This is a genomic window from Burkholderia anthina (genome assembly GCF_902498995.1).
Taxonomy (GTDB): Bacteria; Pseudomonadota; Gammaproteobacteria; order Burkholderiales; family Burkholderiaceae; genus Burkholderia; species Burkholderia anthina.
Genome location: NZ_CABVLY010000012.1, coordinates 172515 through 195925 on the forward strand (window position 1 = coordinate 172515; position 23411 = coordinate 195925).

The 23411-nt window shown below is 62.9% G+C and carries 19 protein-coding genes and 1 tRNA gene; 12 read left to right on the forward strand and 8 right to left on the reverse strand.

Annotation, left to right across the window (positions count from 1 at the left end; all coding sequences use genetic code 11):
- Positions 1-9: 9 nt before the first annotated feature.
- Positions 10-3804, reverse strand: coding sequence for an anti-phage defense-associated sirtuin Dsr1 (gene dsr1 / locus BME24068_RS17430; RefSeq protein WP_174926808.1), 3795 nt, complete (start codon positions 3802-3804; stop codon positions 10-12).
- Positions 3805-4135: 331 nt separating this feature from the next.
- On the opposite strand from dsr1, the gene BME24068_RS17435 reads away from it, so the two are divergent.
- The 3 genes from BME24068_RS17435 to BME24068_RS17445 all read left to right on the forward strand — a co-directional run bounded on the left by BME24068_RS17435 (position 4136) and on the right by BME24068_RS17445 (position 7294).
- Positions 4136-4215, forward strand: a tRNA-OTHER gene (locus BME24068_RS17435).
- Positions 4216-4256: 41 nt separating this feature from the next.
- A complete protein-coding gene (locus BME24068_RS17440) occupies positions 4257-4961 on the forward strand; it encodes a hypothetical protein (protein WP_174926809.1) in 705 nt (234 codons plus the stop codon).
- 755 nt (positions 4962-5716) lie between these two features.
- Positions 5717-7294 carry a TIGR04222 domain-containing membrane protein gene (locus tag BME24068_RS17445; protein ID WP_174926810.1) on the forward strand — a complete coding sequence of 526 codons (1578 nt, stop codon included), beginning with the start codon at positions 5717-5719 and terminating at the stop codon, positions 7292-7294.
- A 149-nt stretch (positions 7295-7443) separates the two neighbouring features.
- Here the strand turns inward: BME24068_RS17445 and fliT are convergent, their stop codons facing one another.
- From fliT to BME24068_RS17460, 3 genes are all read right to left on the reverse strand, one after another.
- A complete protein-coding gene (fliT, locus tag BME24068_RS17450) occupies positions 7444-7743 on the reverse strand; it encodes a flagellar protein FliT (RefSeq protein WP_174926811.1) in 300 nt (99 codons plus the stop codon).
- A gap of 22 nt (positions 7744-7765) precedes the next feature.
- Positions 7766-9268, reverse strand: coding sequence for a flagellar filament capping protein FliD (gene fliD / locus BME24068_RS17455; RefSeq protein ID WP_096506667.1), 1503 nt, complete (start codon positions 9266-9268; stop codon positions 7766-7768).
- 171 nt (positions 9269-9439) lie between these two features.
- On the reverse strand, positions 9440-10927 hold the full coding sequence (locus tag BME24068_RS17460; RefSeq protein WP_174926812.1) for a flagellin: 1488 nt from the start codon (positions 10925-10927) through the stop codon (positions 9440-9442).
- Between BME24068_RS17460 and BME24068_RS17465 the strand changes: the two genes are divergently transcribed.
- A complete protein-coding gene (locus BME24068_RS17465) occupies positions 10926-11210 on the forward strand; it encodes a hypothetical protein (RefSeq protein WP_143331694.1) in 285 nt (94 codons plus the stop codon). The genes BME24068_RS17460 and BME24068_RS17465 overlap by 2 nt on opposite strands.
- Positions 11211-11445: 235 nt before the next feature.
- Complete coding sequence (gene rpsU / locus BME24068_RS17470) at positions 11446-11658, forward strand: 30S ribosomal protein S21 (protein WP_006401410.1); 213 nt, start codon at positions 11446-11448, stop codon at positions 11656-11658.
- A 122-nt stretch (positions 11659-11780) separates the two neighbouring features.
- Here the strand turns inward: rpsU and BME24068_RS17475 are convergent, their stop codons facing one another.
- On the reverse strand, positions 11781-13904 hold the full coding sequence (locus tag BME24068_RS17475; protein WP_174926813.1) for a TonB-dependent siderophore receptor: 2124 nt from the start codon (positions 13902-13904) through the stop codon (positions 11781-11783).
- 228 nt (positions 13905-14132) lie between these two features.
- Between BME24068_RS17475 and BME24068_RS17480 the strand changes: the two genes are divergently transcribed.
- Positions 14133-15446 (forward strand): PepSY-associated TM helix domain-containing protein, encoded by a 1314-nt coding sequence (locus tag BME24068_RS17480; protein ID WP_239008060.1) that lies wholly within the window; start codon positions 14133-14135, stop codon positions 15444-15446.
- 13 nt (positions 15447-15459) lie between these two features.
- On the opposite strand, the gene BME24068_RS17485 is transcribed toward BME24068_RS17480, so the two are convergent.
- Entirely contained in the window at positions 15460-16062 is a 603-nt protein-coding gene (locus BME24068_RS17485) for a DNA-3-methyladenine glycosylase I (protein WP_174926814.1), read from the reverse strand.
- 141 nt (positions 16063-16203) lie between these two features.
- On the opposite strand from BME24068_RS17485, the gene BME24068_RS17490 reads away from it, so the two are divergent.
- The gene (locus tag BME24068_RS17490; RefSeq protein WP_174926815.1) at positions 16204-17085 is read left to right on the forward strand and encodes a glucosamine kinase nucleotide-binding domain-containing protein; all 882 of its coding nucleotides are present in this window, start codon (positions 16204-16206) and stop codon (positions 17083-17085) included.
- Between the two features lie 201 nt (positions 17086-17286).
- Positions 17287-18120 carry a Cof-type HAD-IIB family hydrolase gene (locus BME24068_RS17495; RefSeq protein WP_096506662.1) on the forward strand — a complete coding sequence of 278 codons (834 nt, stop codon included), beginning with the start codon at positions 17287-17289 and terminating at the stop codon, positions 18118-18120.
- 105 nt (positions 18121-18225) lie between these two features.
- Here the strand turns inward: BME24068_RS17495 and aqpZ are convergent, their stop codons facing one another.
- A complete protein-coding gene (gene aqpZ / locus BME24068_RS17500; protein ID WP_096506661.1) occupies positions 18226-18969 on the reverse strand; it encodes an aquaporin Z in 744 nt (247 codons plus the stop codon).
- A 300-nt stretch (positions 18970-19269) separates the two neighbouring features.
- On the opposite strand from aqpZ, the gene BME24068_RS17505 reads away from it, so the two are divergent.
- Positions 19270-19566: an H-NS histone family protein gene (locus tag BME24068_RS17505; protein ID WP_096506660.1), complete on the forward strand. Its 297-nt coding sequence runs from the start codon at positions 19270-19272 to the stop codon at positions 19564-19566.
- Between the two features lie 101 nt (positions 19567-19667).
- Here BME24068_RS17505 and BME24068_RS17510 read toward each other — a convergent pair whose 3' ends face one another.
- On the reverse strand, positions 19668-20732 hold the full coding sequence (locus BME24068_RS17510; RefSeq protein WP_096506659.1) for a glycosyltransferase family 4 protein: 1065 nt from the start codon (positions 20730-20732) through the stop codon (positions 19668-19670).
- 665 nt (positions 20733-21397) lie between these two features.
- Between BME24068_RS17510 and flhD the strand changes: the two genes are divergently transcribed.
- The 3 genes from flhD to motA all read left to right on the forward strand — a co-directional run bounded on the left by flhD (position 21398) and on the right by motA (position 23403).
- Entirely contained in the window at positions 21398-21718 is a 321-nt protein-coding gene (flhD, locus tag BME24068_RS17515; RefSeq protein WP_096506658.1) for a flagellar transcriptional regulator FlhD, read from the forward strand.
- Between the two features lie 92 nt (positions 21719-21810).
- Positions 21811-22365, forward strand: a complete 555-nt coding sequence (gene flhC / locus BME24068_RS17520) for a flagellar transcriptional regulator FlhC (RefSeq protein WP_096506657.1) — start codon at positions 21811-21813, stop codon at positions 22363-22365.
- 177 nt (positions 22366-22542) lie between these two features.
- Positions 22543-23403 carry a flagellar motor stator protein MotA gene (gene motA, locus BME24068_RS17525; protein ID WP_096509040.1) on the forward strand — a complete coding sequence of 287 codons (861 nt, stop codon included), beginning with the start codon at positions 22543-22545 and terminating at the stop codon, positions 23401-23403.
- Positions 23404-23411: the final 8 nt, after the last annotated feature.

A 23411-nucleotide genomic window follows, 5' to 3' on the forward strand; every position in this document is an offset into this window, starting at 1 on the left:
TACTTTGCGTCAGCGCCTACGTACAAAATCCTCCAGCGCTTGAAACTCAAGCTCGCGCATCAGTTTCTCGTCTGCGGATGCTATTTGGCGGAGAATTTCGTTAAGGTCGGACGGGGCGAAACGGTTTTTGTCGATAACAGCGACCAGAAGTGATAGCGCTGGCCTAGGAAACCGTTCGCCGATTTTCTCCACGTTCATCTCTTTGAGCAGCTGGTAGGGATACGAAATCGGTTTGAGCCATGACTTGACGGTGTCGAGAGCATCTGGAAACTCCCTGTCCGCGGCTACCGCTATCCTTGCCAAAATCTCGGGCAGTCGCGCATCCATCGACGCCGTGGTTTTTGGCCAGATACTTGCGAAATACGGCCGCACTGCCAATGTCCAGTATTCGTTCTGCCTCGCATTGGCACCTTTTAATGCGCTGTGCACTGCATGGGCACTGGCAACAAGTCCATCGTCCGGCAGTGCCCGCACTGCCTTCTGCAGCTCTGCGCGGCTGAAAATGTCTGTCGTATCCAGTGCGGCAAGCGTCAGCATTGAAGCGTAATTCACCCGGGCATCACCGAATCGCATGTACTGTTGCGCCGAATCCAAGAACGGCGTCTTCAGTTCGACGAGCAGGTCCTTGTGCAGCCGTGGCGCCCACAGATAACCCATCCACGTGGCGTATGCCTCCCGGTCTGACTTCCGCCAGTCGAAGAGCGGGAGCAGGTGCGCTTGCGTCCATAGCCGGTCAACCCTGTAGAGGGCGACCACATTGGAAGCGAGCAAAGTTCGCCCGTGACGGAAGCGATGGACCGCGGGGTCGCACAGCCGCGTGAAAATCGAAGCTATGGTTCGCGGCAGCCCTTGATTGTCTTTAAGCGGTTCGCTGAACCACCAGTTGAGCAGAGCCTGAGTGACCTGCCCGAGAGGATTACTCATCGACCGCATCACCGCGTCGTCGGTGTCAGGAAAATCGTCGGTCGGCAATCGCAGTACGCGCTCGCAGATTGAAATGAATGTCGCTTGATGTACATCCAATTGCTTACCGACTTCGTGCAGCCACCAGGCAGTCGCGCTAACGACTTCCCCAAAGACATCATCTGGCATCGAGAGCACGCAGTTCGCGAGTCGACTCCATGAGCGTCTGACAAGACCGTCGTTGCTCCACGTGCTCAATGCTTCGCTCCAGCGCTCTCTTGGCCACACGTCACGCATAGCGAGTTCAAGCAAGGAGGCGATGGCGACACGGGAGTTGGTACGGCAGAGTTCTCGCCAGTCATCTTCCCTGAAAAGCGCTCTTTGGGGCTCTTTTTGAAGCCAGGTCGTCAAAGCGCTCCGCCGTCTAGGAGCGAGGTCAATTTGGGGCTGGAAATGGTAGTCTGGGTCACCGGTTCCGCTCGTCCAGTGAGCAAACTCTTCCCGCTCGAAATCGCTGCCAATATGCCATTGCGGATGCTTAGTCTCCAGTCCAGCGAGTCGCTCTGTGGTGCCGGCGACAAGTGCACCACCCCCAGCTTTGAACTTTGCGAGTCGTAACCACTGCATCCGCTCAACGATATCCTCCCAGCGCGCATCATCGACGTCTTCCCTAAACATTCGTCGAGGAGGCCCCGTGAGAATTGCGACCTGCAAGCGTTCTGCCGAGTCCAGCGTCAACCACTTTGAGCTGGTGGCCAAAAGCCGCATCGTCTCGCGCTGTGTTTCGGTCGACCATAGCCACCATGCGTCGTCCTCAAGGAGCCATTTGACCCAAGCTCCGGTCGACTTGTCACCTTCCTCGCGTGCCGCGTTGAGCGCGAGTCTCATAAACGTCGGATATGGCATCTGTCGCAACGTATTCATGAGGTCGTGCGCTCGTTCGGGATTAGACTGAAATATCGCGCTCCAAGAATCGCGGACAAGCTCAATCAGAAGGGTCCAATCTTTGTAGTGTCGGTTCTGCCAGTGCGCAATGATGGACGGCATGTCCCACATGCTGGCGTCACTACGTTCATTTGCTTGTCCAATTTCTCTCATCAGGTCCAGCACGTCACGGAGCGCCTCGCACGCAATTCCAAATAGCTCCGGAAGGGCGTTTTGCCATTGAAGCGAGTCTTTGACTTCTTCCATCGCTATTCGCAAATGGTCATCCGTCAGGACAACTTCGGCGTTCACAAGGTGTCGGAGTTGTTGCTGGTGCTCCATATCAACGGGTGTTTCGCTCCGGAACCGGATTGGCTTGCGCAGAATCACTCGGGCACCCAGAATTTGCTTGAATTGCAAGCGCAGCGCCGTGGTCATGCCTTCTCGCCGGAAGTGCCTCACCCACTCGAAAATGTGAAAGTCAGTATTGGCTGACCCGACGCGCCCCAGCAGAACCAGGTTCCACAACGTGCGCATCGCGGGTCGAGGAATGCCATGCGGGGAGTCATCCTTGAATCGCTTAATCTCTTCGGCGCTCTCCCGCTCCTCCATTTGTGCCGTTTCTTCGAGCCTCTTGCGAACCTGGCTGGCAAACGGCTCGCTAAGGTGGCCGCCGCGACTGGCAAGCCAAAGGAGCAGTTCTGGGGCATCGAGATATCGCACCAGCCACAGAGCGAGATAGGACATCACGCGGTCCATGGAGCGCGGGTTGCCCCCGTGGCTGACGATACTCATCTCGGCCGCCAGGCTGTATGGCATCGGCCGATGTGCCAAGCTGAATCGTAGTTTCGCATCGACCTCTTTGTCTGGACTAACGCCGAATCGAGGGAGGTCTCTGTGCTCGAACCGCGTGTCGCAAAAGTGCGGAAGCCAGTCCAGCGTCGGTGCTGGGGAGTGCTCCGCAAACAGTCTTGCAGGCGTTCCGTCAGGCTCGCTAATGGCCCATAGCATGCGGTCGATTAGGTCATCTTCGACTGTGCTCGCGAGCGGGCCTGCAAGGATGCAATCCTGGACGATTTTTCCTTTGCCGCGAGCGCCAGCGCTGTATGTCTTTTCCCACGCTCGGATGGTCTTGTGAAGGTTGGAATGGTCTTTCGTTTCCTTGTACAGCAGAGGAATGACATTCTTCGCCCGCCATTCCCGTGATGCTTTGTCATGAGACGCCTTTGTCCCGGCATAAGAGGCGAAAGCAAACATCTCCGGAGATGCTTCTCCGCGAAGTCGGTCGGCGGCCAGTGCATCTGTCATATAGCGGAGCACGGGGTCGGCGAGACTATAACCGACGAAGCAGACGACATAGTTTCGGAAAAGTTCGCTTACGAAGCGTGCAGCCCATCTTTCGGTAAGGTAGGCGAGGCCAAAGTCGCCGCTTGAAATTACTAGGCGGTCGAGCTCATCCCGGGACGGACTCGTGCTGAGGAGCCCATGCAGATACACGAGCCCGTTCCATCGGTTTTTCGGGACCGGTAGCAGAGGGGCACAAAATGGCTCCAGCTTTAGACGGTCGCGCGCGATGACCTCTTCAAATAGCCGGTCAAAGTTCGTCGTGATGAGCCGCGTCGACCCCTTCCTAGTTTTTGCCAGCGATAACAGCGCGCGATGAGTGGTGAGGGCATCACGAGCGCCCAGGTCCGGCGTCAGGACTTTTGCCATTTCGCGGCGGACTAATTCTCTGCTCCCGAGTTCGTCTTCTAGTAGTCCGACGGCAATGTCGTACTGCTGGTTGGTTATGGCGGCTTCCTGCACGTCGTTAGGGGCTGGCTGTAGCGAATCGTACAGCTTATTCACGAGGCTCTTGAAACCTGGTAACCCAGCGGGAAACGAGATGCCCGCGCCGCAAAAGAACACGACCCGGCCTTCCTCATGCGCTAGTAGAAGAGTCTCGGGGATGGTCGGCCCATTCTTGATGAACTGCACTGTCTGTCTCTCAGAGGTTATAACAACGTCAGTCGGGTCTCTCTGCTGACTGTATGAACACTACTAGCTGTAGCTTGGCAGGGTGAGGTTGACTATTCGTCAAGAGCTCGGGGATTCCATCTCTGCGTCGGCTAGCTCGCCGTGTGCTCCTAAAAGCGTGACAATGCCTGAGGTGGGGAGGTGTGGCAATTGTTCTCACCATAAAGCTTTCACGTGGACACTTTTGTCATCGACCGCATTACGGCCATACATCAGAGGACGGGCAAAGTATTCATTTTCCTTTTGACTGCCTTGAGGTGATTCAGGTATGCTGCTCAGGGCAGTCGTCAATGGGGGTTAGCATACGATGGCCAAATGCGTTCCTTGTTTTAGGGCAAGGAAAGAACGCAGGTTCGACTCCTGTCCCCCCCCCCCCCTCCGGCTATTGCAAACGTCTCATCCCTTAGCTGCCGATGACAGACCAAGAAATCTACAATCTCTATTTGGCTCAGAGCGAAAATGTGCGGGCTCTGCTCAAGGCAATAGATGGTGTTGTTAGGGATATAAATCATCAAATACGAAAGGGTGATGATTTTCAAGTCTCAATTAAAACGAAAATGCTTGCTTTGACCTATTCGGCTTGGTCAGAGGCGCAATTTGTTCAAATTTTATACACGCCAAATAGTTTCAGCTCGTCTGAAATAAAGAAAATTAGTGAAGAGAAGGAGCGTCAAGGTATTGCTCGCGGTTGGAGGTGCATGTTGACGTTGGCGTCACAAAAAATTGAAAATGACGAAGTAAAAAAAATAATTTCACAGCGCCTCACTGCACTGATAAACCTGGTGAAGATTTACATTGAACAGCCTGCTACCATAAGAAATAAAATTGCTCATGGTCAGTGGGTGCGCGCATTGAATTCAAAAAACACTAGGGAGAATGCGAGGCTGAGCAGTGCTCTTGCTTCATTGGACCCGGTTTTTATTGAAAAAATGGTTAAGGTCCATCAATGCTTGGGGCGAATCGTTCGCGATTTGGTTCAGTCTCCCAAAAATGGGTTCGACAGCTGGTATAAGAAAAATATTGAGAACCTTGAAAGGTATCTTGAAGACACTAAAGACTGGAACTTAGCATCTAAGACCGCTGTTCTTATCAGAAAACCAATAACTCGTAAGCCCTAAAGTGTGTTGTCACGGGGTGCTTGACGCCACATAAATCGATGGTGATGTTTGTGCGTCACTAAAACCTGATTGACAATACGACAATATCGGCGAGATGGGATTTTGTGTCAGCAGCGAAGGCTTATGGCGGGTGGGGTCATGGTGAGGCATCAGCTTCTCTCGAACATCGGAGGAGAGGCCGCGGTGCGACGCCGTCAGTCAAAATCGGCTTTTGCAGCAGTATTCAGAGTGCAGCACAGATGAGCGGGTGTTAAGGTCTTTCCGATTCTGACCGTTCGCGTTGTGTGTCACGGTTGAGGCGGAGGTACCAACTCAGTCGACTCCACTCTAAGCGTCCGCTGTTCTTCGCTATACCTATCAGCCCGGCTATGCAGGTATATGGGGGCAGAGTGTCGGGTAGTTAAACGCCTACGTGCTTTCGCGACGCTAATAGCTGGGACGGAGGTCGCTTGGCGCGGAGAGAAGCGCATTTTTCGCCCGCGTCGCGACAAGAATTGATAGTACGTGAGCGACAGCAATTGGTTAACTGCACATTCCCGAATCGTTTCTTGAAGTGTCCGCAGAGCGGCGTTGTGCAATCGGTCGAGTCCGCATGACTTCCCGGTGCTGTGCAGTTACGTCGACGCAAGGGCGTATCGGCGTCGGCCGGTCGTTTCCTGCGTGGTTTCACCGTCGCGCCGGTATGCGAGAATCCCTCGCAACGACAACTCCAGACGTCGATCGCGGCGGCCGTCCGCGCATCGCGCCGACTTTCGATGGCAGCCCTTCCGTCCTCTCCGACCACAGGCGATGTCTGCGTGCCGACCGACGCGCAGCAGGCGCTGCTCGCGCGCCTGCAAGCCTATTCCCCCGATGACCCGAATGCCGCGCTGCCGTACAGCCGGCGCCTTGCCGACGCGCAAGGCTGGACGCATGCGCACGCGCTCGCCGTGATCGACGAATACAAGCGCTTCGCATTCCTTGCACAAGCGGCCGGGCATCCGGTTACGCCGTCGATCGCGGTCGACGCCGCGTGGCATTTTCATCTGCAATACACGGTCGAGTACTGGGACGTGTTCTGCGCCGGTGTACTGCACGCGCGCCTGCATCACATGCCGGGCACCGGTGCGCCGGACGAAGCCGAGGTGTATGCGCAGCGCTACCGCGACACGCTCGACAGCTATCGCCGGCTGTTCGGTTGCGAGCCGCCCGAAGCGATCTGGCCGCGTCCCGATGCGCGGCCGGCCGACGCCGGAGCGCCGCGGGCGGAGGCGGGCAGGGCAGCAGCGGAACCGGAGCGTGCGGCCGGTCCCGCAGTCCGCCGGACATGGCGCGACCGGCTGCCGAAGGCGATCGTGCCGGCGGCTGCCGCGAGCGTCATTGCGACGGCCGCATCGGCACGGGACTTCGACGTCCTGAACTACACGGGCCCGCAATTTCTCGCGTTCTATGTACCCGTCTGCATCGCCGCGCTGCTGCTGATCGTGGTGCTGCAACAGATCGAATACCGGTGTCGGCGCAGGCGCGCGCAGGAAGTCGCGTCGGGCCTGACGGTCGAGGAGGCCGCGTATCTCGTCGGCGACGAGGCGCGGGCCGTGCAGGTCGCGACGCTGTCGCTCGTTCGCTCGGGTGCGATCGACTTGCTGCCGGGCGGGCGAGTCGGTGCACGTGTGCTGGGGGCGCGCGTGCAGATCGTCGATGCGTCACGGGCCGGCGCATACGCGAGCGAATGCGAATGGCTGGCGGCACAGCCTGGCGGGGAAACGAGCTTCGGCGCGTTCCGTCAGCTTCTTGCGCGCCGCGTGTCCGGCCATGCGAGCGCGTTGCGCGGGCGCGGCTGGCTGTGGGCTTCCGGCGAAATGCGGGCGGCGCGGATGGCCGCGCGCGCGGTCGCGCTGGTCGTGCTCGGCACGGGGGCGGCGAAGCTCGCGGTCGGGCTCGGTCGGGGCCGGCCGGTTCTGCTGCTCGCCGTCAGCATGGTGGCGTTCGCGATCGCATACCGCATCGTCGCGCGGCGTCTGACGGGTTTCGGACGCAGCGGCCTGACGGTCGGCGCACGGACGGCGTTCGCCGCCCAGCGGAGCGCGCGCCGTGACGAACCTGATTCGCCGGACGCGCTGTTGTGGGCCGCCGCGCTGTCCGGCGCCGGCGTGCTCGCGGGCACCGCATGGGCCGCGCATTCGATCCTGCTGATGGAGCCGCCGCCGGTGCCGCCAAGCGCTGCCCGCGGCGGCGGATCCGTTGGTTCGACGTCCAGCTCGTCCGATTCCGGGACGAATTGCTCGTCGTCGAGTTCGTGCAGCTCGAGCTCGTGCAGTTCGAGCAGTTGCGGCGGGTGTTCGTCGAGTACCTGAATGCGATTCGCGTTGCGCCGTGCCGTCGGTGCGTACCGGATCGACGGACAAAAAAAATGCCCGCGCAAACGCGGGCACGAGTCGAACGAGCACGCCCTTACTTCGGCGTGTAGTGCTTGTTGTCCGTCGGTACGTCTTCGCGGGCGCCGTTACAGGCGCGCCATGTGGTGATATTCGCTGACGGCCTGCACACGCCCCATGGCCGCGTGATACTCGTCGGCGAGTTCGCGCTGCGCGAGATGCGCTTCGGCAAAAATGCGCGCGTTGCTGGCCTGAATGCGGCGAATCGCGGCGAGACCTTCCGGCGGCTGGTTCGCCGTCATCGTCATGAGCAGCGGCGAGCGGACTTCCGCGAGACGCGCGGCTTCCGCCCAGTCGGCCATCGACGCTGCGTGTTCGATGTCGTCGGTGAGCGCGTTCAGCCGCTCGATCAGTTCGTGCTGTTCCATTTTTCCGCCTCGTGCACGCTGCTTACTTGTTGTTCGACAACGCGCCGGCGCTGTTCGTGCCGCCGAACAGCTGCGTCAGGTATTGCGAATTGTTGTTCATCGTCGCCATCAGCGTGTTCAGCGCGGTGAATTGCGCCTGGTACTGGTTCGTCAGCTGAGTCGTGTAGTCGGCCAGGTTCGACTGCTGTTGCGTGATGCTCTTCAGGTCGGCGTTGAGTGCGGACGTCCGCACGTCGATCAGGCCGCCCGTCTGGGTGAATTTGGTGATGGCCGTCGACATTTGCGCGCCGATGCCGTTGGTCGAGTTGAACAGTGCGGCGACGCCCGCCGCGTTGTTCTGCAGCGCGGTATTGAGCTTGGTGCTGTCGGCCTGCAGCGTACCGTCGGCCTGCAGCGTGATGCCGATCGACGACAGCGTCAGCGTCGAGTTGCCGCTCTTCACGCCTGTCGTGGCGAGCGACGCGAGCGTGTTCTTGATGGTGTTCAGCGTCGAGTCGCCGAGCAGCGGGCCTTGCGTGGTCGCGCCGGACGTGAACTGGGTGAGCGTGCCCATCGTCGTGACGAGGGTGTTGTACAGGCTCACGAAATTGTTGATCGCCGTGGCTTGCGACTTCGTGTCGGGCGCGATCGTCAGGGTCTGCGCCTGCGCGTCGCCGACCGCGGCGGACGTCAGGTTCAGCGTGACGCCGGCGATCGCCGAAGTCACCGTGTTGGTCGAGCTCGTTGCGCTGATGCCGTTGATCGAGAACGCGGCATCCTGGCCGGGCGTGCTCTGCGACCAGGCGGCATTGGGGTTGATGGACGTGAAGGTCGACGGACCGCCATTCTGGCCGGGGACGGACGTGACGCCAAGATTCGACAGTCCGGCGTCGTCGCTCAGATTGCTGACCGCGACGCTGATCGTGTTGGACGCGCCGGTCGATGCCGAACTCAGCACGAGGTGGGCGCCGTCGGTGCCGGTGACGACCGTTGCCGTGATGCCCGGGTTGCCCGATGCGCCGTTGATCGCGGCTGCGATGCCGGCCACCGTGTTGTTCGAGCTGTCGACGTTGACGGAGAACGACTGGGTGCCGAGCGACAGGGCCAGCGTGCCGCTGCCGAGGCCCTTGGTCGGGTCGGTGAAGCCGACCGACGACAACGCCTGCGCGGACGCGACCCGGCTCACGTTCACGTTGTAGGTGCCGGCGACCGCGCCCTGGCCGGCCGTCGCGGTGAGGCCGTCGCCGCTCGGCGTCGCGGTGAAGGTGCTCTGCAGCGTGCCGTTGGTGAGGGTCGTCAGGCCGGCCTGCAGCGCGCTCAACGCGGCCGACAGCGTGCCGTACGCGGAAATCTGGGTGTTGTCGGAGGTTTGCTGCGCGGTCAGCGCGGATGTCTGGCCGGCCGTTTTCGCGTTCACGAGCGCCGTCACGAGGGAGTTGACGTCCATCGTCGTGTTGCCGGTCGAGCCGCTGATGATCGACTGCGCGGCTTGCTGAAGCGCGCTGTCCGCGTTGGCGCTGGACGTACTGGTGTTGACGGTGGACATATGATGGCTCCGTGCCCCGGATGAGCGATGCGTATGGGGTTATCGAACGCGTAATGCGTGAAGGCCTGCGGTGTTGCGTTTTCGGTTGATTTCGGCCTGTACAGGCCAAAGCGCCCGGGGCGCCGCGCGTTGCTTTGCGCGAAACCCCGGGCGTGACAGCGAGAAGCGATATTACTGCAGGAGCTTCAGGACCTGCTGCGGCAGCGAGTTCGCTTGCGCGAGCACCGAGATGCCGGCCTGCTGCAGCACCTGTGCCTTGCTCAGGTTCGCGGTTTCCTGCGCGAAGTTCGCGTCCTGGATTTGCGACTGGGCCTGCGACAGGTTGGTCGACTGCGTTTGCTGCGTCGTGCTGATCGCGGTGAAGCGGTTTTGCGCGGCGCCGAGGTTTGCCTGCATGTTGTTGACGGTCGCCAAGGCATTGTCGATCGATTCCATTGCCTGCGTTGCGCCGTCCGTCGTGCTGATATCGATGTTGGCGACCTTCGGCGGCGCATTGTTGGCATTGACCGAGGTGATGCCGCTGGATGCGGCGGCAGCATTCGCGCCCATGAAAAACGCACCGTTGCTCGTCAGGAACGACGTGGCGGTCAGCGAGCCGCCTGCGGTAGCGGTTGCGTTGGTCACCGTGAACAAGGCGTTGATTGCCGGAGTCGACAGGCCCGCGCCGTTCTGATCGAAGAACTGGAAGTTGCCCGAGCCGTCGGTCTTGACCGTCACCGATGTGATGGCAGCACCTGAAGTGACTGCTGCGCCGCTCTGATCAAGACTCAGGCCGGAAATCGTGCCGAGGAGGGTGCCTGCAGTACCGGGCGCTGCCGTAGTGTTGGCGGTGTTGCCGGCGTTGATCGCAGCCAGGTCCGTGACTGCCGCCGCGTTGGCTGCCGTCTGGGTCGCCGTACCCGAGAGTGCCCCCTTCGGCGTGAGCGTGAGCGCCGTACCGGAGCCGGTCACGGTGCCGGAGAACAGGGAACTGGTGGCCGTTGCCGACAATGCTTGGTTGTTCTGGTCGGTGAACGTGAAGCCGCCTTTGCCATCGGCCAGGACGTTGATCGACGTAACCGTTGCGCCACTCGTGACCGCGTTGCCGTTGTTGTCGAGGCTAAGGCCCGACAGCGTGCCGACTGTCGAACCTTTTGCAGGCAGGCCGGTACCCAGGGTGAACGCAGAAACGTTCTGCGTCAGGTTCAGCGAAATCGTCTGACCGACGTTTGCGCCAACCTGGAAGCTGATGTTACCTGCCGAACCATCCAGCACATTCTTGCCGTTGTAGTTCGTTTGCGAAGCGATACGGTTCACTTCAGCGATCTGCTGCGTGACTTCCTGTTGCAGCGCTTGCTGGTCGCTCGACGACAGCGAGCCGCTCGAGGATTGCACGGCCAGCTGGCGGATACGCTGCAGGCTCGACGTGATCTGCGACAGGCCGCTCGATGCGGTCTGGATCATCGACACGCCGTCGTTCGCGTTCGACACGCCCTGGTTCAGGCCGTTGATCTGCGTTTGCATGCGGGTCGCGATTGCGAGGCCTGCCGCGTCGTCGGCCGCGCTGTTGATGCGCTTGCCCGAGGACAGGCGGGTGATTGCCTGCGACAGGGCGTTTTGCGAGCCGTTGAGGTTCTGCTGAGCAACCAGCGAGTTGATGTTGCTATTGATTCCGAGCATGGAAATTCTCCTGTTTAAGCCGAAAGCCCTGGAAAGCCGTTTTGGCATCGGCGGAAGCACTCGTTCATTGCTGGCCGCCTCAGAGCAGGATTTCGGCGGCCCAAAACAAAACTTGAGGGCATCGTTATCATTCGGCCCGATTTTTTGTCGTTCTTTGTCATTTCGACCGGACCCGACACGGCGCCGGATAAAAACGGGGGCGGAATGGCTCGGCTGCGATGTGGTGCGGATGCGCACGCGCGATCGACAAAAGGATGGTTTTGTCTGTGATTCCCTGATATGATGGCGGGCTGAATTGAGATTTTCTGTCACGCCTATGCCGTTACGGCATTCCTGCTGGCAGTCAAACGCGGCGCTGCACGCGGCTTGTGAAGCGTACTCGCGGTGCTTTCCGCCTCTCTTTTCCGGCCTCCGAGGCCGTATTTCCGCTCGTTTCGCCTGTTGTGGGAACGCCCGGATGGCCGGTGCGTGGCGCTTGGCCGCTACGTTTTTGACCGTTTAAGCAATTTAGGAACGACATGACGACGATTCTTCTGAAAGAAAACGAGCCGTTCGAAGTGGCGATTCGCCGCTTTCGCCGTGCTATCGAAAAAAATGGCCTGATCGCTGAACTGCGCGAACGCCAGTCCTACGAAAAGCCGACCGCAGTCCGCAAGCGCAAGAAGGCAGCAGCCGTCAAGCGCCTGCACAAGCGCCTGCGCAGCCAGATGCTGCCGAAGAAGCTCCACTAAGAGCGTCTGACGGTTCGCCGCGAAACGGCGGAGTGTGCTTCGAAAGAAGCCGCTCCGCCGTTTTGCTTTTTGGCGCCGGTTTGGCGGTTTCGACCGGCGGCTCAGGCTGCCGGCCGCTTCACTCAGAAGTCGATTTTCGCGTTCAGGCTCACCGTGCGCGGATCGCCCGGCTTCACATAGTCGGCGTACTGGTATTCCCAGTAGCGGCGGTTCAGCACGTTGTCGATCGATGCGCGCAGCGTCACGTCGTGGCGGCCGATGCGCGTCAGGTAGCGCGCGCCGGCATTGACGACAAGGAAGCCGGGCGCGTCGAGCCCGCCCGCCGCGCGTAGCGGCGTCGCGCCGGTGAATTTCGCGTCGATGCCGAGCGTCAGGCCCGGAACGCCCGGCACCGCATAGCCGAGGTCGCCCGCAAGCACGAAGCGCGGAGCGCCCGCGACGCGGTTGCCGTTGTTGCCGATCCCGTTCGCATACCACGCGTCGAGCAGCATCGCATCGACGCCCGCGTGCCAGCGCGCGCCGAGTTTCGCGCGCGCGCCGAATTCGATCCCCTGGATCACCGATTCGCCATCCTGCACGTAGACGTTCGCGGCGTTCGCGTATTCGGCGCTGCGCTCGACGCGGAACAGCGCGGCCGTCGCGCTCCAGCGCGCATGCTCGCTCTTGATCCCCAGTTCGTACTGCTTGCTGCGCAGCGGCTTGAGCGTCTGGCCGGCGTTGGCGTAAACGTCGTTCACGCGGCTGCCGGGCTCGAGCGATTCGGCGTAGCTCGCGTATGCGGTGGTGGTCGGCGCGAGCTTGACCATTACCGCGAACGTCGGCGTCACGACGCCGTTCTGGCTGTAGCCAGGATCTTCGGCGCCGCTCGACTCGAACGAGCGCTGCTCGTAGTTCATGTAGCGCACGCCGGCGAGTACCGACCAGCGTTCGGTGAGTTGCACGGTGTCGCTCGCGAACAGCGATTTCTGCGTGATCTCGCTCGTGCGGTACTGGACGAAGCCGTGCGGGCTCTCGTAGCGGTACGGGTTCGGCGAATAGAGATTGCCCGTGCCGAGCGGCACGTACACGCTGTTCGCCGAATAGTCGTTCGTCTGTTTCTGCCATGACGCGCCGAGCACGATCTGGTGGCTGAACGGGCCGGTGCGCACCTTGCCCTCGACCATCGCGCGCCACTGGCTGAAGCGGTTGTCCTCCAGCCCGGCATAACGGCTGTCCGAGTAGTCGCCGGCCGCATTCTCCAGGGACAGCGTGCTTTCGTTGCGGTCGCGCGTCGACCGGCTGTAGCTGTACGCGACGTCGAGCTGCCAGTCGGGCGCGAGCTGGTACTGCAGCCCGGCCGTGTAAAGCTGCAGGTTCGTGTTCAGGTACTGGTCCTTGCCGCCGAGATTCGTCGTGCCGCCGCTGATCGTCGCGGGCAGCGCGCCGCCCGGATAGCCGCCGACGAAGATCGACGGCGTCTGGCCCGACGCGCGGCGCTCCTGGTACAGCGCGCCGAACGTCACCGACAGGTCGCGCGTGAGATTCGCCTGCAGCGCGAGCGACACGCTGTCGCGGCGAATGTTGCCGTCGTTGTACGTCTTGCCCTCCTCGTGCGTCGCGTTCAGCCGCGCGCCGAACATGTTGTCCGGCCCGAAGCGCTGGCCGAGATCGGCGTGCTCGGTCCAGACGGCGGTGCTGCGATAGCCGACGTCGATGCTGCGCACGGGTTCGGCGGTCGGCTGCTTCGTCACGTAGTTGACGACGCCGCCAGGCGTCACGAAACCGTAGAGGAAACCGCCGAGCCCTTTCAGCAACTCGACGCGTTCGAGCTGCTCGTACGGCATGGTGACGCCGTACGAGATGAACGGCAGCCCGTCGATCTTGTAGCCGTTCTGCCAGTCGAGCTGCATGCCGCGCACGGTCACGTAGTTGGCCCACGCGCTGTATGCGCCGCTGTTGTCGGACACGGCCGCATCGTTTGCGAACACGTCGCCGAGCTTGTACGGCTGACGCGCCTCGAGTTCTTCGGACGTCACGATGGTCGTCGAGAACGGCGTGTCGAGCTGGCGGCGCGCGCCGAGCGCGCCGGCCGACAGCTCGTCGGTCAGGTGCTGCGGCGAATCGTGCGCGGCCGTGATGTTGAGGGCCGGCAGCAGCGCGGCATCGCCGGGCGAATCGTCCGCGTGCGCGAGCGACGCGGCGAAGCAGGCGAGGACGGCCGCCATACGGCGCGGGCGAACGGGAGGACAGGCGAGGCAGACAGTCATGGCAGGTGAATAAAAACGCGAGTAAGAATCATTCTCGTTGCGTTAAAATGTCGCGCATCGTATCAAAACTCGCGTCACGCGCAACAATTCCATGCCGCGCGCAAGGACTTCCGGCCGAGCATCGTCACGGCGGGACGGTTGTCGCGGCGCCTTACAGCCAATGACCTGCATCACGTCGATCCCGAGCCGCCGTTCGTGCCGGCCCGCTTTCCTTTCGCGGGGCGCACGATGAATGCGTTCCTGCGACCGTTTCTCGTTCGCCTGCACCGCTGGTTCGGTCTGGCGATCGCGCTGTTCCTGTTCGTCGCGGGCCTCACCGGTGCGCTGATCGCATGGGATCACGAGCTCGACGCCGCACTGAACCCGGATTTCTACGTCGCGCGCAGCGATGCCGCACCGCTGACGCCGCTCGCACTCGCGGCGCGCGTCGAGGCTGCCGATCCGCGCGTCCAGGTGACTTACCTGCCGCTGGCAACCGAGCCGGGACACACGCTGCAGGCGGGCGTGACGCCGCGCGCCGATTCGGCGACCGGCCGGTTGCCCGTGCTCGATTTCAACCAGATCGCGGTCGATCCCGCGACGGGCGCCGTGCAAGCGCGCCGCGAATGGGGCGCGCTATCGCTCGCGCGGCTCGATCTGATGCCGTTCATCTACCGGCTGCACTATTCGCTGTTTCTGCCCATGTATGGCGGGATCAACTTCGGGTTCTGGGTGATGGGCATGGTCGGCATCGTCTGGGCGCTCGACAGCCTGATCGCGCTGGTGCTCGCGTTTCCGAACCCGAAGAGCTGGCGCAAGTCGTTCGCGTTTCGCGTGCGCCGCGGCGGTTATCCGCTCGTATTCGACCTGCACCGCTCGGGCGGTGTCTGGGTGTGGGGACTGCTGCTGGTCGTTGCAGTCACATCGATTTCGATGAATCTCGCCGTGCCGCTCGTGCGTCCGCTCGTGTCGCTGGTTTCGCCGCTTGCCGAGACGCCGTACACGAATCCCGAACATTTTCCGCCGGCCCCGCCGGGCAGCCATGTGCTGCCGCGCGAGCGGATCGTCGAACTCGCGCGCTCGGCCGGACGCGAAGCCGGGATCGCCGCGCCACCCGGCGCGCTGCTGTTCGCGCCGGCGATGAACGTCTACGCGGTCGGGTTCTTCACGCCCGGCAACGACCACGGCGACGTCGGGCTCGGCAACGCGTGGCTCTACTGGGACGCGGTGACCGGCAAGCCCGTTGCCGCGCAGGTGCCGGGGCGCGGCTCGGCCGGCGACCTGTTCATGCAGGCGCAGTTTCCGCTGCACTCGGGGCGGATCGCCGGCGTGGCGGGCCGTATTGCGGTGAGTGTGCTCGGCATCGTCATCGCGATGCTCAGCGTGACGGGTATCTGCATCTGGGTGAAGAAGCGCAGCGCACGGGTGCGGGCGGCGCGCAGCGTGCGCGCGGGCAGCCGCACCGACGTCGTTACGCGTGGCGCGCCCGGCGACAGGCCAGGCCGCGACGGGGCACGGGCGCCTGCCGATGCCCGGCGAGTTACCGATCCGGCCGGCCGATAAGGCTTCGCCGCTTTCAGCCCGCGTTGCCGCGCCGCGCCGGCTGCTTGCCGCCGAGCGCCGCACATTGCGCGTGGCACGGGCAGCCGACCTCGTGGTCGTTGACCATCCCGGTTGCCTGCATCAGCGCGTAGCAGATCGTCGAGCCGACGAACTTGCAGCCGTACGCCTTCAGCGCCTTGCTGAGCGCATCGGACTGGGCGGTCGACGCGGGGGCGTCGCGATACGACTGCCACGCATTCTGGATCGGCGTATGGTCGACGAACGACCACATGAATTGCGCGAGCGACCCGTGCTCGTCACGAATGCGCTGCACGGCCCGCGCATTGGTCACCGCGGACTCGACCTTCGCTCGGTTGCGCACGATGCCCGGATTCTCGAGCAGTTTCTCGATGCGTTTCGGCGTGAAGCGCGCGACCGCGTCGACGTCGAATTCCGCGAAGGCTTCGCGATAGCCCGCCCGCTTGTTCAGGATCGTCGACCATGACAGCCCCGCCTGCGCGCCCTCCAGGATCAGCATTTCGAACAGGTGGCGGTCGTCATGCGACGGCACGCCCCATTCGGTATCGTGATAGTGAGCATCCGCTTCCGTCTTCACCCAATTGCACCGCTGCGACATCGTCCGCCTCGTTCCAGTGTCGATTCGATCGTGCCAGCATAGCGGAAGCCCCATGCACGGGATAGCTGGCCGAACGGCAGATGGGCGTGCGGTGCCGATCCGGTTAAGCTTGGCGCCTGTTCGAATCAGCGGGGGCAAGGCATGACGGCATTACTTTTTGCGATCGGCATCGACGGTGGCGGCACGGGCACGCGCGCGGTGCTGGCCGATCGGCACGGGAACGAGCTCGCGCAGGGGCGCGGCGGTCCGTCGGGCCTTGGCCTCGGCATCGAGCGCGCGTGGGCATCGATCGGCGCAGCCTGTGCCGACGCGTTCGGGCGCGCGGGGTTCGCGTTCGACTGGTCGCAGTGCGCGCTCGGCTGCGGGCTCGCGGGCGTCAACAATGCCGCGTGGCTTGCCGCGTTCCGCGCGCAGGCGCCGCTCGGCGCGCTCGCGATCGAGAGCGACGCCTATACGACCGTCGTCGGCGCGCACGGCGGCGCGCCGGGGCTCATCGTCGCGCTCGGCACGGGCAGCATCGCGGCGTCGCTCGATGCGGCGGGCACCTGCCGCATTTCGGGCGGCTTCGGCTTTCCGTCCGGCGACGAGGCGAGCGGCGCATGGCTCGGCATGCGCGCGCTCGCGTACGCGCAGCAGGCGCTCGACGGTCGCGTGCCGCGCGACGTGTTCGCCGACGCGCTGCTCGCGGAGACGGGCGCGCACGACCGCGACGCACTCGTCCAGTGGTCGTGCGATGCGAGTCAGACGATCTACGCGAGCCTTGCGCCGATCGTGCTTGCACACCGCACCCATCCTTATGCTGCCGCGCTGATCGCGCAGGCCGGCGACGAGATCGGCAAAATGATCGATGCGCTCGATCCGCATCAGGCGCTGCCGGTCGCGCTGTGCGGCGGGCTGGCCGACGCGCTTGCGCCGGCGGTGCCGGCGCGCCATGCCGCCCGGCTGCGCGCACCGATCGACGATTCCGCGCACGGTGCGTTGCGGCTCGCGCTGCGGACGTTGAAAGAAGCCGAAGCGGGTTGAACGGGAAAACGGCAGACTTGCCGGCGAAGGGCGAAGGGCGAAGGGCGAAGGGCGAAGGGCGAAGGGCGAAGGGCGAAGGGCGAAGGGCGAAGGGCGGCACACCGTCCCCATTCCCAGCCGCCCAACCGCCCGACGCGTCCACGTGCACGACGTTAAAATGACGGTTCCGCAGAATCCTGCGCGTCTTTTACCCCGCCCGATATGTACAAAGTCATCGCCACCGATCTCGACGGCACCCTGCTGAACAGCGACCACCAGCTCGATCCGTACACGATCGAAACCGTCCGCCGGCTCGACCGCGACGGCCTGCAGTTCGTGATCGCGACGGGGCGCCATTACGCGGACGTCGCCGGCATCCGCGACGTGCTGGGCATTCGGCCATACCTGATCACGTCGAACGGCGCGCGCGTGCATGCGCCGGACGACACGGCGATCCATGCGCAGGACATCGATCCGGCGATTGTCCGCGGCCTCGTGCAGCCGGGCGTGGTCGGCGCGCACGGGCGCGTGATCGTCAACCTGTTCACCGACCGCGGCTGGCTGATCGATCGCGACGCGCCGCACCTGCTCGAATTCCACCAGGATTCGGGTTTCCGGTACGACGTGATCGACATGGCCGCGCACGACGGCGCCGACATCGCGAAGGTGCTGTATATCGGCGAGCCGGCCGATCTGGCCGTGGTCGCCGAGCAGATGCGCGCGCAGTTCGGCGATGCGCTGTACGTCACGTACTCGCTGCCCGACTGCCTCGAAGTGATGACCGCGAACGTGTCGAAGGGCCGTGCGCTGCGGGCGGTGCTGGCGCGGCTCGGCGTCGACGCCGGCCGCTGCATCGCGTTCGGCGACAACATGAACGACATCGATCTGCTCGAAACCGCCGGTCATGCGTTCATGATGAACAACGCGAATCCCGATCTGATCGCGCACCTGCCGCACATCCCGCGCATCGGCAACAACTTCGACGCGGGCGTCGCCCGTCACCTGCGCACGCTGTTCGCGCTCGAGGACACCCTCGACGGCGTCGCCGCTTCCTGAACGGAAATGAAAAACGGGCGCCCAGGGCGCCCGTCGAAATGACCTGCCTCGATATTGTTGGACAGCGTGAGGCTCGCTGCTCTGCTCGCGTGACCCCGTAGTGTTTTATTCGCTTGTGCGAGCGGATGCGGGCAGCAGGTCGACGGTATCGTCGCGCCCGGCGACCAGCGGGTAAATGATCCCGGCGAGCACCGCGCCGATCAGCGGCGCGACCCAGAACAGCCAGAGCTGGCCGATCGCATCGCCGCCGACGAACAGCGCCGGGCCGGTCGAGCGGGCCGGGTTCACCGACGTGTTGGTGACCGGAATCGAGATCAGGTGGATCAGCGTCAGGCACAGCCCGATCGCGATCGGCGCAAAGCCGGCCGGCACACCGCGCTTGTCGGTCGCGCCGAGAATCACGAACAGGAAGAAGCCCGTCATCACGACTTCGCAGATGAACGCCGCGCCGAGCGAGTAGTGGCCGGGCGAGCGATCGCCGAAGCCGTTCGTCGCAAAACCGCTGCTGACGACGTCGAAGCCCGGCTTGCCGGAAGCAATCAGATACAGCACGAACGCGCCGATCGTGGCGCCGACGACTTGCGCGACGATGTACGGTGCGAGATCGCGCGCCGGGAAGCGGCCGGCGACCGTCAGGCCGACGCTCACGGCCGGATTCAAATGACAACCCGAAATATGGCCGATCGCGAATGCCATCGTCAGCACGGTCAGGCCGAATGCAAGGGCGACGCCGGCAAAGCCGATGCCGAGGCCCGGAAAGGCGGCAGCCAGCACGGCGCTTCCGCACCCGCCGAGCACCAGCCAGAACGTGCCGAATACCTCTGCAGCCAGACGCTGAGAAAGATTCATGTAAGGACCTCGTTCGAGTGGATTGATGACAGTCGGACGACGCGTTGAATAATCTCATCGCCCGGATTCGGTCTGGATTATAGGAAATGAATCGGCTCGGTGAGGGTCAACGATTGTTAAATTTGAATGGCTGACGAATGGCTCTTATTAGAATAAGTCCGCATTCTCGATATAGCCGAATCGGTTAAAAATGACAGCATTAATTTCGAAGGGCAGCGCGTCAGTGCAGATGACGTAACAGGTGTCGATGTTCCGGCCGGACTCGCCGGAACCGCATCATCGAAAAAGGGGAGTCGAAAAGTGTCTCAATACGCGAAACTCAAGGCGCAGATCGCGGATCTGCAGGCCCAGGCGGAAGACGTGCGGCGTCAGGAAGTGGCGGCGGTGATTGCCGACGTCCAGCGAATGATTGCCGAATATGGCCTCACGGCCCAGGATCTGGGCTTCTCGGAGCGAGCGCGACGCGGCCGGCCGCCGAAAAAGGCGCCGCTGCCGCCGAAATACCAGGATCCGAAGACGGGTGCGACCTGGAGCGGACGCGGCAAGCCGCCGAATTGGATCGCCGGGAAAAACCGCGATCGTTTCCTGATCGAATGACCTGTAAAAAAGAAAAAGCCGCATCGACGATGCGGCTCTTTGGTTTTACGCACCGAATTTCGGCGCGAACTTTACAGAATATTTCCCGATGAGTTTCGGCGTCAGGCGCTCGCGACCCGGCGCAAGGCCGGTTGTTTTGCCGCCGTGCAAAGCGATTCGTAAGTTTCGACATAACGTCGCGCCATCGCTTTCGCGCTGAAACGCGTGTCGAAGCGTGCACGAATCGCGTCGCGCGACAGGCTGTCGATCCGGTGCAGCGCACCGACCGCGCCCTGCACGTCCTCGACGATGAAGCCGGTTACGCCGTCCTCGATCACCTCCGGCACCGAGCCGCGGTTGAACGCCACGACCGGCGTGCCGCAAGCCATCGCTTCGATCATCACCAGCCCGAACGGCTCCGGCCAGTCGATCGGGAACAGCAACGCCTTCGCGCCCGACAGGAACGCCGGCTTCTGCGCTTCGTTGATCTCGCCGATGAATTCGACATGCGCTTCGCCGAGCAGCGGCTCGATCACTTCCTTGAAGTAGTCGGCGTCGGCCTTGTCGACCTTTGCGGCGATCTTCAGCGGCAGCCCGCTTTGCGCGGCGATCCGGATCGCGGTGTCGACGCGCTTTTCGGGACAGATCCGGCCGAGGAACGCGAGATATTCGGGCTTCACGCCGGGCTGCGGCGTGAGCAGCGTGTCGGGCAGCCCGTGATACACGGTGCCGGCCCACGCGGCTTGCGGCAGCGGCTTGCGCTGCGAGTTCGAGATCGACACGACCGGCGATTCCGGAAACGCGTCGAACACCGGCTGCAGCTCCGGCAGGTCGAGGCGGCCGTGCAGCGTCGTCACGTACGGGGTGTCGAGACGCGACATCAGCGCGAACGGCAGGTAGTCGAGGTGGAAGTGCAGCACGTCGAATTCGTGCGCGACGCGGGCCACCTGCTCGATGAGCCGCATATGGGGCGCCATCGAATCGCGAATCGACGGGTCGAGCCGCAGTGCGCGCGGCCACGCCGCCTCGAGACGGGCGGACGTGACGGAGTCGCCGCTGGCGAACAGCGTCACGTCGTGGCCGAGCTCGACGAGCGCCTCGGTGAGGTAGGACACGACACGCTCGGTGCCGCCGTAGAGTTTCGGCGGGACAGCTTCGTAAAGCGGCGCGATCTGGGCAATACGCATGGGCGTTCTCCAGTGTCGACCAGCGTGAGCGCTCGAGTGCGTGTGCTGGTCCGATGCAAGGGTTTCGGAACTCGCCGACGCACGCTTTGTGCGGTACGTGGCCCGGTTCGTGGCGCGGTGCGCGGGACGTCGGGCGGCAAGCTGCGGGGCGGGCCGGCGCGGCTCACGCCGCCGCCCATTGGAGTCCATTATCGATATCGCCTTCCGGGGTTCGAGTGTTTTTTCAAACACTTAAGGCTTGTTACACGATGAAATACGCGAAAACCCCGATAAAAAGGGCGCATAAACACGAAGCGAGACGGACGCAACTATTGTTGCGCTATCGTGAAAAAGCACTATAATTTTTACCGATTCACTCGCCGGCAGCCTTGCCAGACGGTCTTTCGCCGAATTCGCCCGATGCCGAAACCCATTCGGTCGAATCCGCGCCCAACACGCCCCGCCGCTTTCTTCCTTTCAATTCGCCTTGTCGGAAAAATTCCTACACGGTTTACAGACAAATCCTGCATGGCATACGCCACTTCGCTGATACCGGCATAAATGCCGTTTGGCCAAAATTCGCCCTGTAAGACTATAAACGTGCCGATCCGGCGCCGAGGGCGACGTGATCGAGCAAACGTTTTCATAACACGAAAGGCCAAAGCAAAGTTTTTAACGGGGGAATCATGAGCGCTACCAGCGAAATGCTCAGTGAGATCAAAGAGGTCAATCTGTCGTACCTCCTCCTCGCGCAGCGCCTGCTGCGGGAAGACAAAGCGATGGGCATGTTCCGCATGGGAATCTCGCAGGAACTGGCCGATGTGCTCGCGAACCTCACGCTCGCCCAGACCGTGAAGCTCGCCGCGTCGAACCAGATGCTGTGCCGTTTCCGCTTCGACGATCACGCGTTGCTGGCCTCGCTCGCCGACAAAGGGCGCAGCGACGTCGTCACGCACGCGCACTCGGCCATCCTGATGGCCGGACAGCCGGTCGAAAGCATCCGCTGATCCTCCCCGCCTTGCGTTCGTCCCGGCGTAGCGCGCCGGCGGGCGGCGTATTGGCCATTCTCCGAACAACGTCACGCGGACGGTTATTCACCATGGCAAGCAAAAGCGTCGTGATCGAGGTGAAGGAAATCACCCTCGCCATCGAACTGATCGAACTGGGCGCCCGCCTGCAGCTGCTGGAGGCGGAGACGAGCCTGTCGCGCGACCGCCTGATCAAGCTGTACAAGGAACTGAAGGGCGTATCGCCGCCCAAGGGGATGCTGCCGTTCTCGACCGACTGGTTCATGACGTGGCAGCCGAACATCCACTCGTCGCTGTTCTACAACATCTACCGGTTCATGCAGGACCACGGTCGCTGCGAGCCGATCCAGTCGATCGTGAAGGCGTACCGGCTGTATCTGGAACACGTGAGCCTGTCCGGCGACGAGGCTGCGCTGAGCCTCACGCGCGCGTGGACGCTCGTGCGCTTCTTCGACTCGGGGATGCTGCAGACGACCCCGTGCACGCGCTGCGGCGGCCACTTCGTCGCGCATGCGCATGATCCACATCAAGGTTTCGTCTGCGGCCTGTGCCAGCCGCCGTCGCGCGCGGGCAAGACCCGCAAGGCCGCCGCCGCACGCGCGGAGCTGGCCGCCGCGGCCGCCTGAGCGCCGCCGGGCGCGGGGCGGGCGGGAGCCACCCGGCTCCGCGCGCCCCGCGAGCCGGCCGGGATTGCTGGTAAACACCGCCGCGCCGCCGCCCCACGGCCGCCAAAGTTTTCCTGACGACTGCCGTAAACCTGTTTAACGGCGGTCTCCCCGCCGGTCTTTCGTGAGGGACAGGCAGTGCTGATTATCGTGGGAACACTCGTGACGCTGTTGTCCGTCTTCGGCGGTTATGCGCTGGCAGGCGGGCACCTGGGCGCACTGGTCCAGCCGCTCGAGATCCTGATGATCGTGGGCGCGGGCGTCGGCGCATTCGTCCTCGGCAACGGCATGAAGACCATCAAGGCGACGCTGCGCGTGCTCCCGACGCTCTTCAAGAGCTCGAAGTACACGAAGGACGTCTACATGGAGCTGATGGCGCTCTTGTACGTCGTGCTCGCGAAGGCGCGCAAGGAAGGCACGCTGACGCTCGAGGCCGACATCGACGATCCGGACAAGAGCCCGATCTTCACGCAATACCCGAAGATCCTCGCCGATCGCCACATCGTCGAATTCCTGACCGATTACCTGCGCCTGATGGTGGGCGGCAACATGAATGCGTTCGAGATCGAGAGCCTGATGGACGAGGAGATCGAGACGCACCACGCGGAAGGCGAAGCGCCCGCGCACGCGCTGATGCGCGTCGGCGACGCGATGCCGGCGTTCGGGATCGTCGCGGCCGTGATGGGCGTCGTGCACACGATGGCGTCGGCCGACAAGCCGCCCGCGGTGCTCGGCGCGATGATCGCGCAGGCGCTGGTCGGCACGTTCCTCGGGATCCTGCTGTCGTACGGGCTGATCGGGCCGCTCGCGAGCCTCGCGGAGCAGCGCGTCGCCGAATCGACCAAGATGTTCCAGTGCATCAAGGTGACGATCCTCGCGAGCCTGAACGGCTATGCGCCGGCGATCGCGGTCGAGTTCGGCCGCAAGGTGCTGTTCTCGACCGAGCGTCCGTCGTTTGCCGAGCTCGAAGAGCACGTGCGCCGCGTGAAGGCGAAGTGACGCGGAGC

Excerpts from the sequence above, each read along its gene's own strand:
- BME24068_RS17460 (WP_174926812.1), bottom strand. The coding sequence starts at position 10,927 with ATGCTCGGAATCAATAGCAACATCAACTCGCTGGTTGCTCAGCAGAAC.
- flhD (WP_096506658.1), top strand. The coding sequence starts at position 21,398 with ATGAGCGCTACCAGCGAAATGCTCAGTGAGATCAAAGAGGTCAATCTG.
- BME24068_RS17510 (WP_096506659.1), bottom strand. The coding sequence starts at position 20,732 with ATGCGTATTGCCCAGATCGCGCCGCTTTACGAAGCTGTCCCGCCGAAA.
- BME24068_RS17495 (WP_096506662.1), top strand. The coding sequence starts at position 17,287 with ATGTACAAAGTCATCGCCACCGATCTCGACGGCACCCTGCTGAACAGC.
- BME24068_RS17475 (WP_174926813.1), bottom strand. The coding sequence starts at position 13,904 with ATGACTGTCTGCCTCGCCTGTCCTCCCGTTCGCCCGCGCCGTATGGCG.
- BME24068_RS17440 (WP_174926809.1), top strand. The coding sequence starts at position 4,257 with ATGACAGACCAAGAAATCTACAATCTCTATTTGGCTCAGAGCGAAAAT.
- BME24068_RS17445 (WP_174926810.1), top strand. The coding sequence starts at position 5,717 with ATGGCAGCCCTTCCGTCCTCTCCGACCACAGGCGATGTCTGCGTGCCG.
- BME24068_RS17485 (WP_174926814.1), bottom strand. The coding sequence starts at position 16,062 with ATGTCGCAGCGGTGCAATTGGGTGAAGACGGAAGCGGATGCTCACTAT.
- BME24068_RS17480 (WP_239008060.1), top strand. The coding sequence starts at position 14,133 with ATGAATGCGTTCCTGCGACCGTTTCTCGTTCGCCTGCACCGCTGGTTC.
- flhC (WP_096506657.1), top strand. The coding sequence starts at position 21,811 with ATGGCAAGCAAAAGCGTCGTGATCGAGGTGAAGGAAATCACCCTCGCC.
- fliT (WP_174926811.1), bottom strand. The coding sequence starts at position 7,743 with ATGGAACAGCACGAACTGATCGAGCGGCTGAACGCGCTCACCGACGAC.
- BME24068_RS17490 (WP_174926815.1), top strand. The coding sequence starts at position 16,204 with ATGACGGCATTACTTTTTGCGATCGGCATCGACGGTGGCGGCACGGGC.
- aqpZ (WP_096506661.1), bottom strand. The coding sequence starts at position 18,969 with ATGAATCTTTCTCAGCGTCTGGCTGCAGAGGTATTCGGCACGTTCTGG.
- fliD (WP_096506667.1), bottom strand. The coding sequence starts at position 9,268 with ATGTCCACCGTCAACACCAGTACGTCCAGCGCCAACGCGGACAGCGCG.
- BME24068_RS17465 (WP_143331694.1), top strand. The coding sequence starts at position 10,926 with ATGGAAATTCTCCTGTTTAAGCCGAAAGCCCTGGAAAGCCGTTTTGGC.
- rpsU (WP_006401410.1), top strand. The coding sequence starts at position 11,446 with ATGACGACGATTCTTCTGAAAGAAAACGAGCCGTTCGAAGTGGCGATT.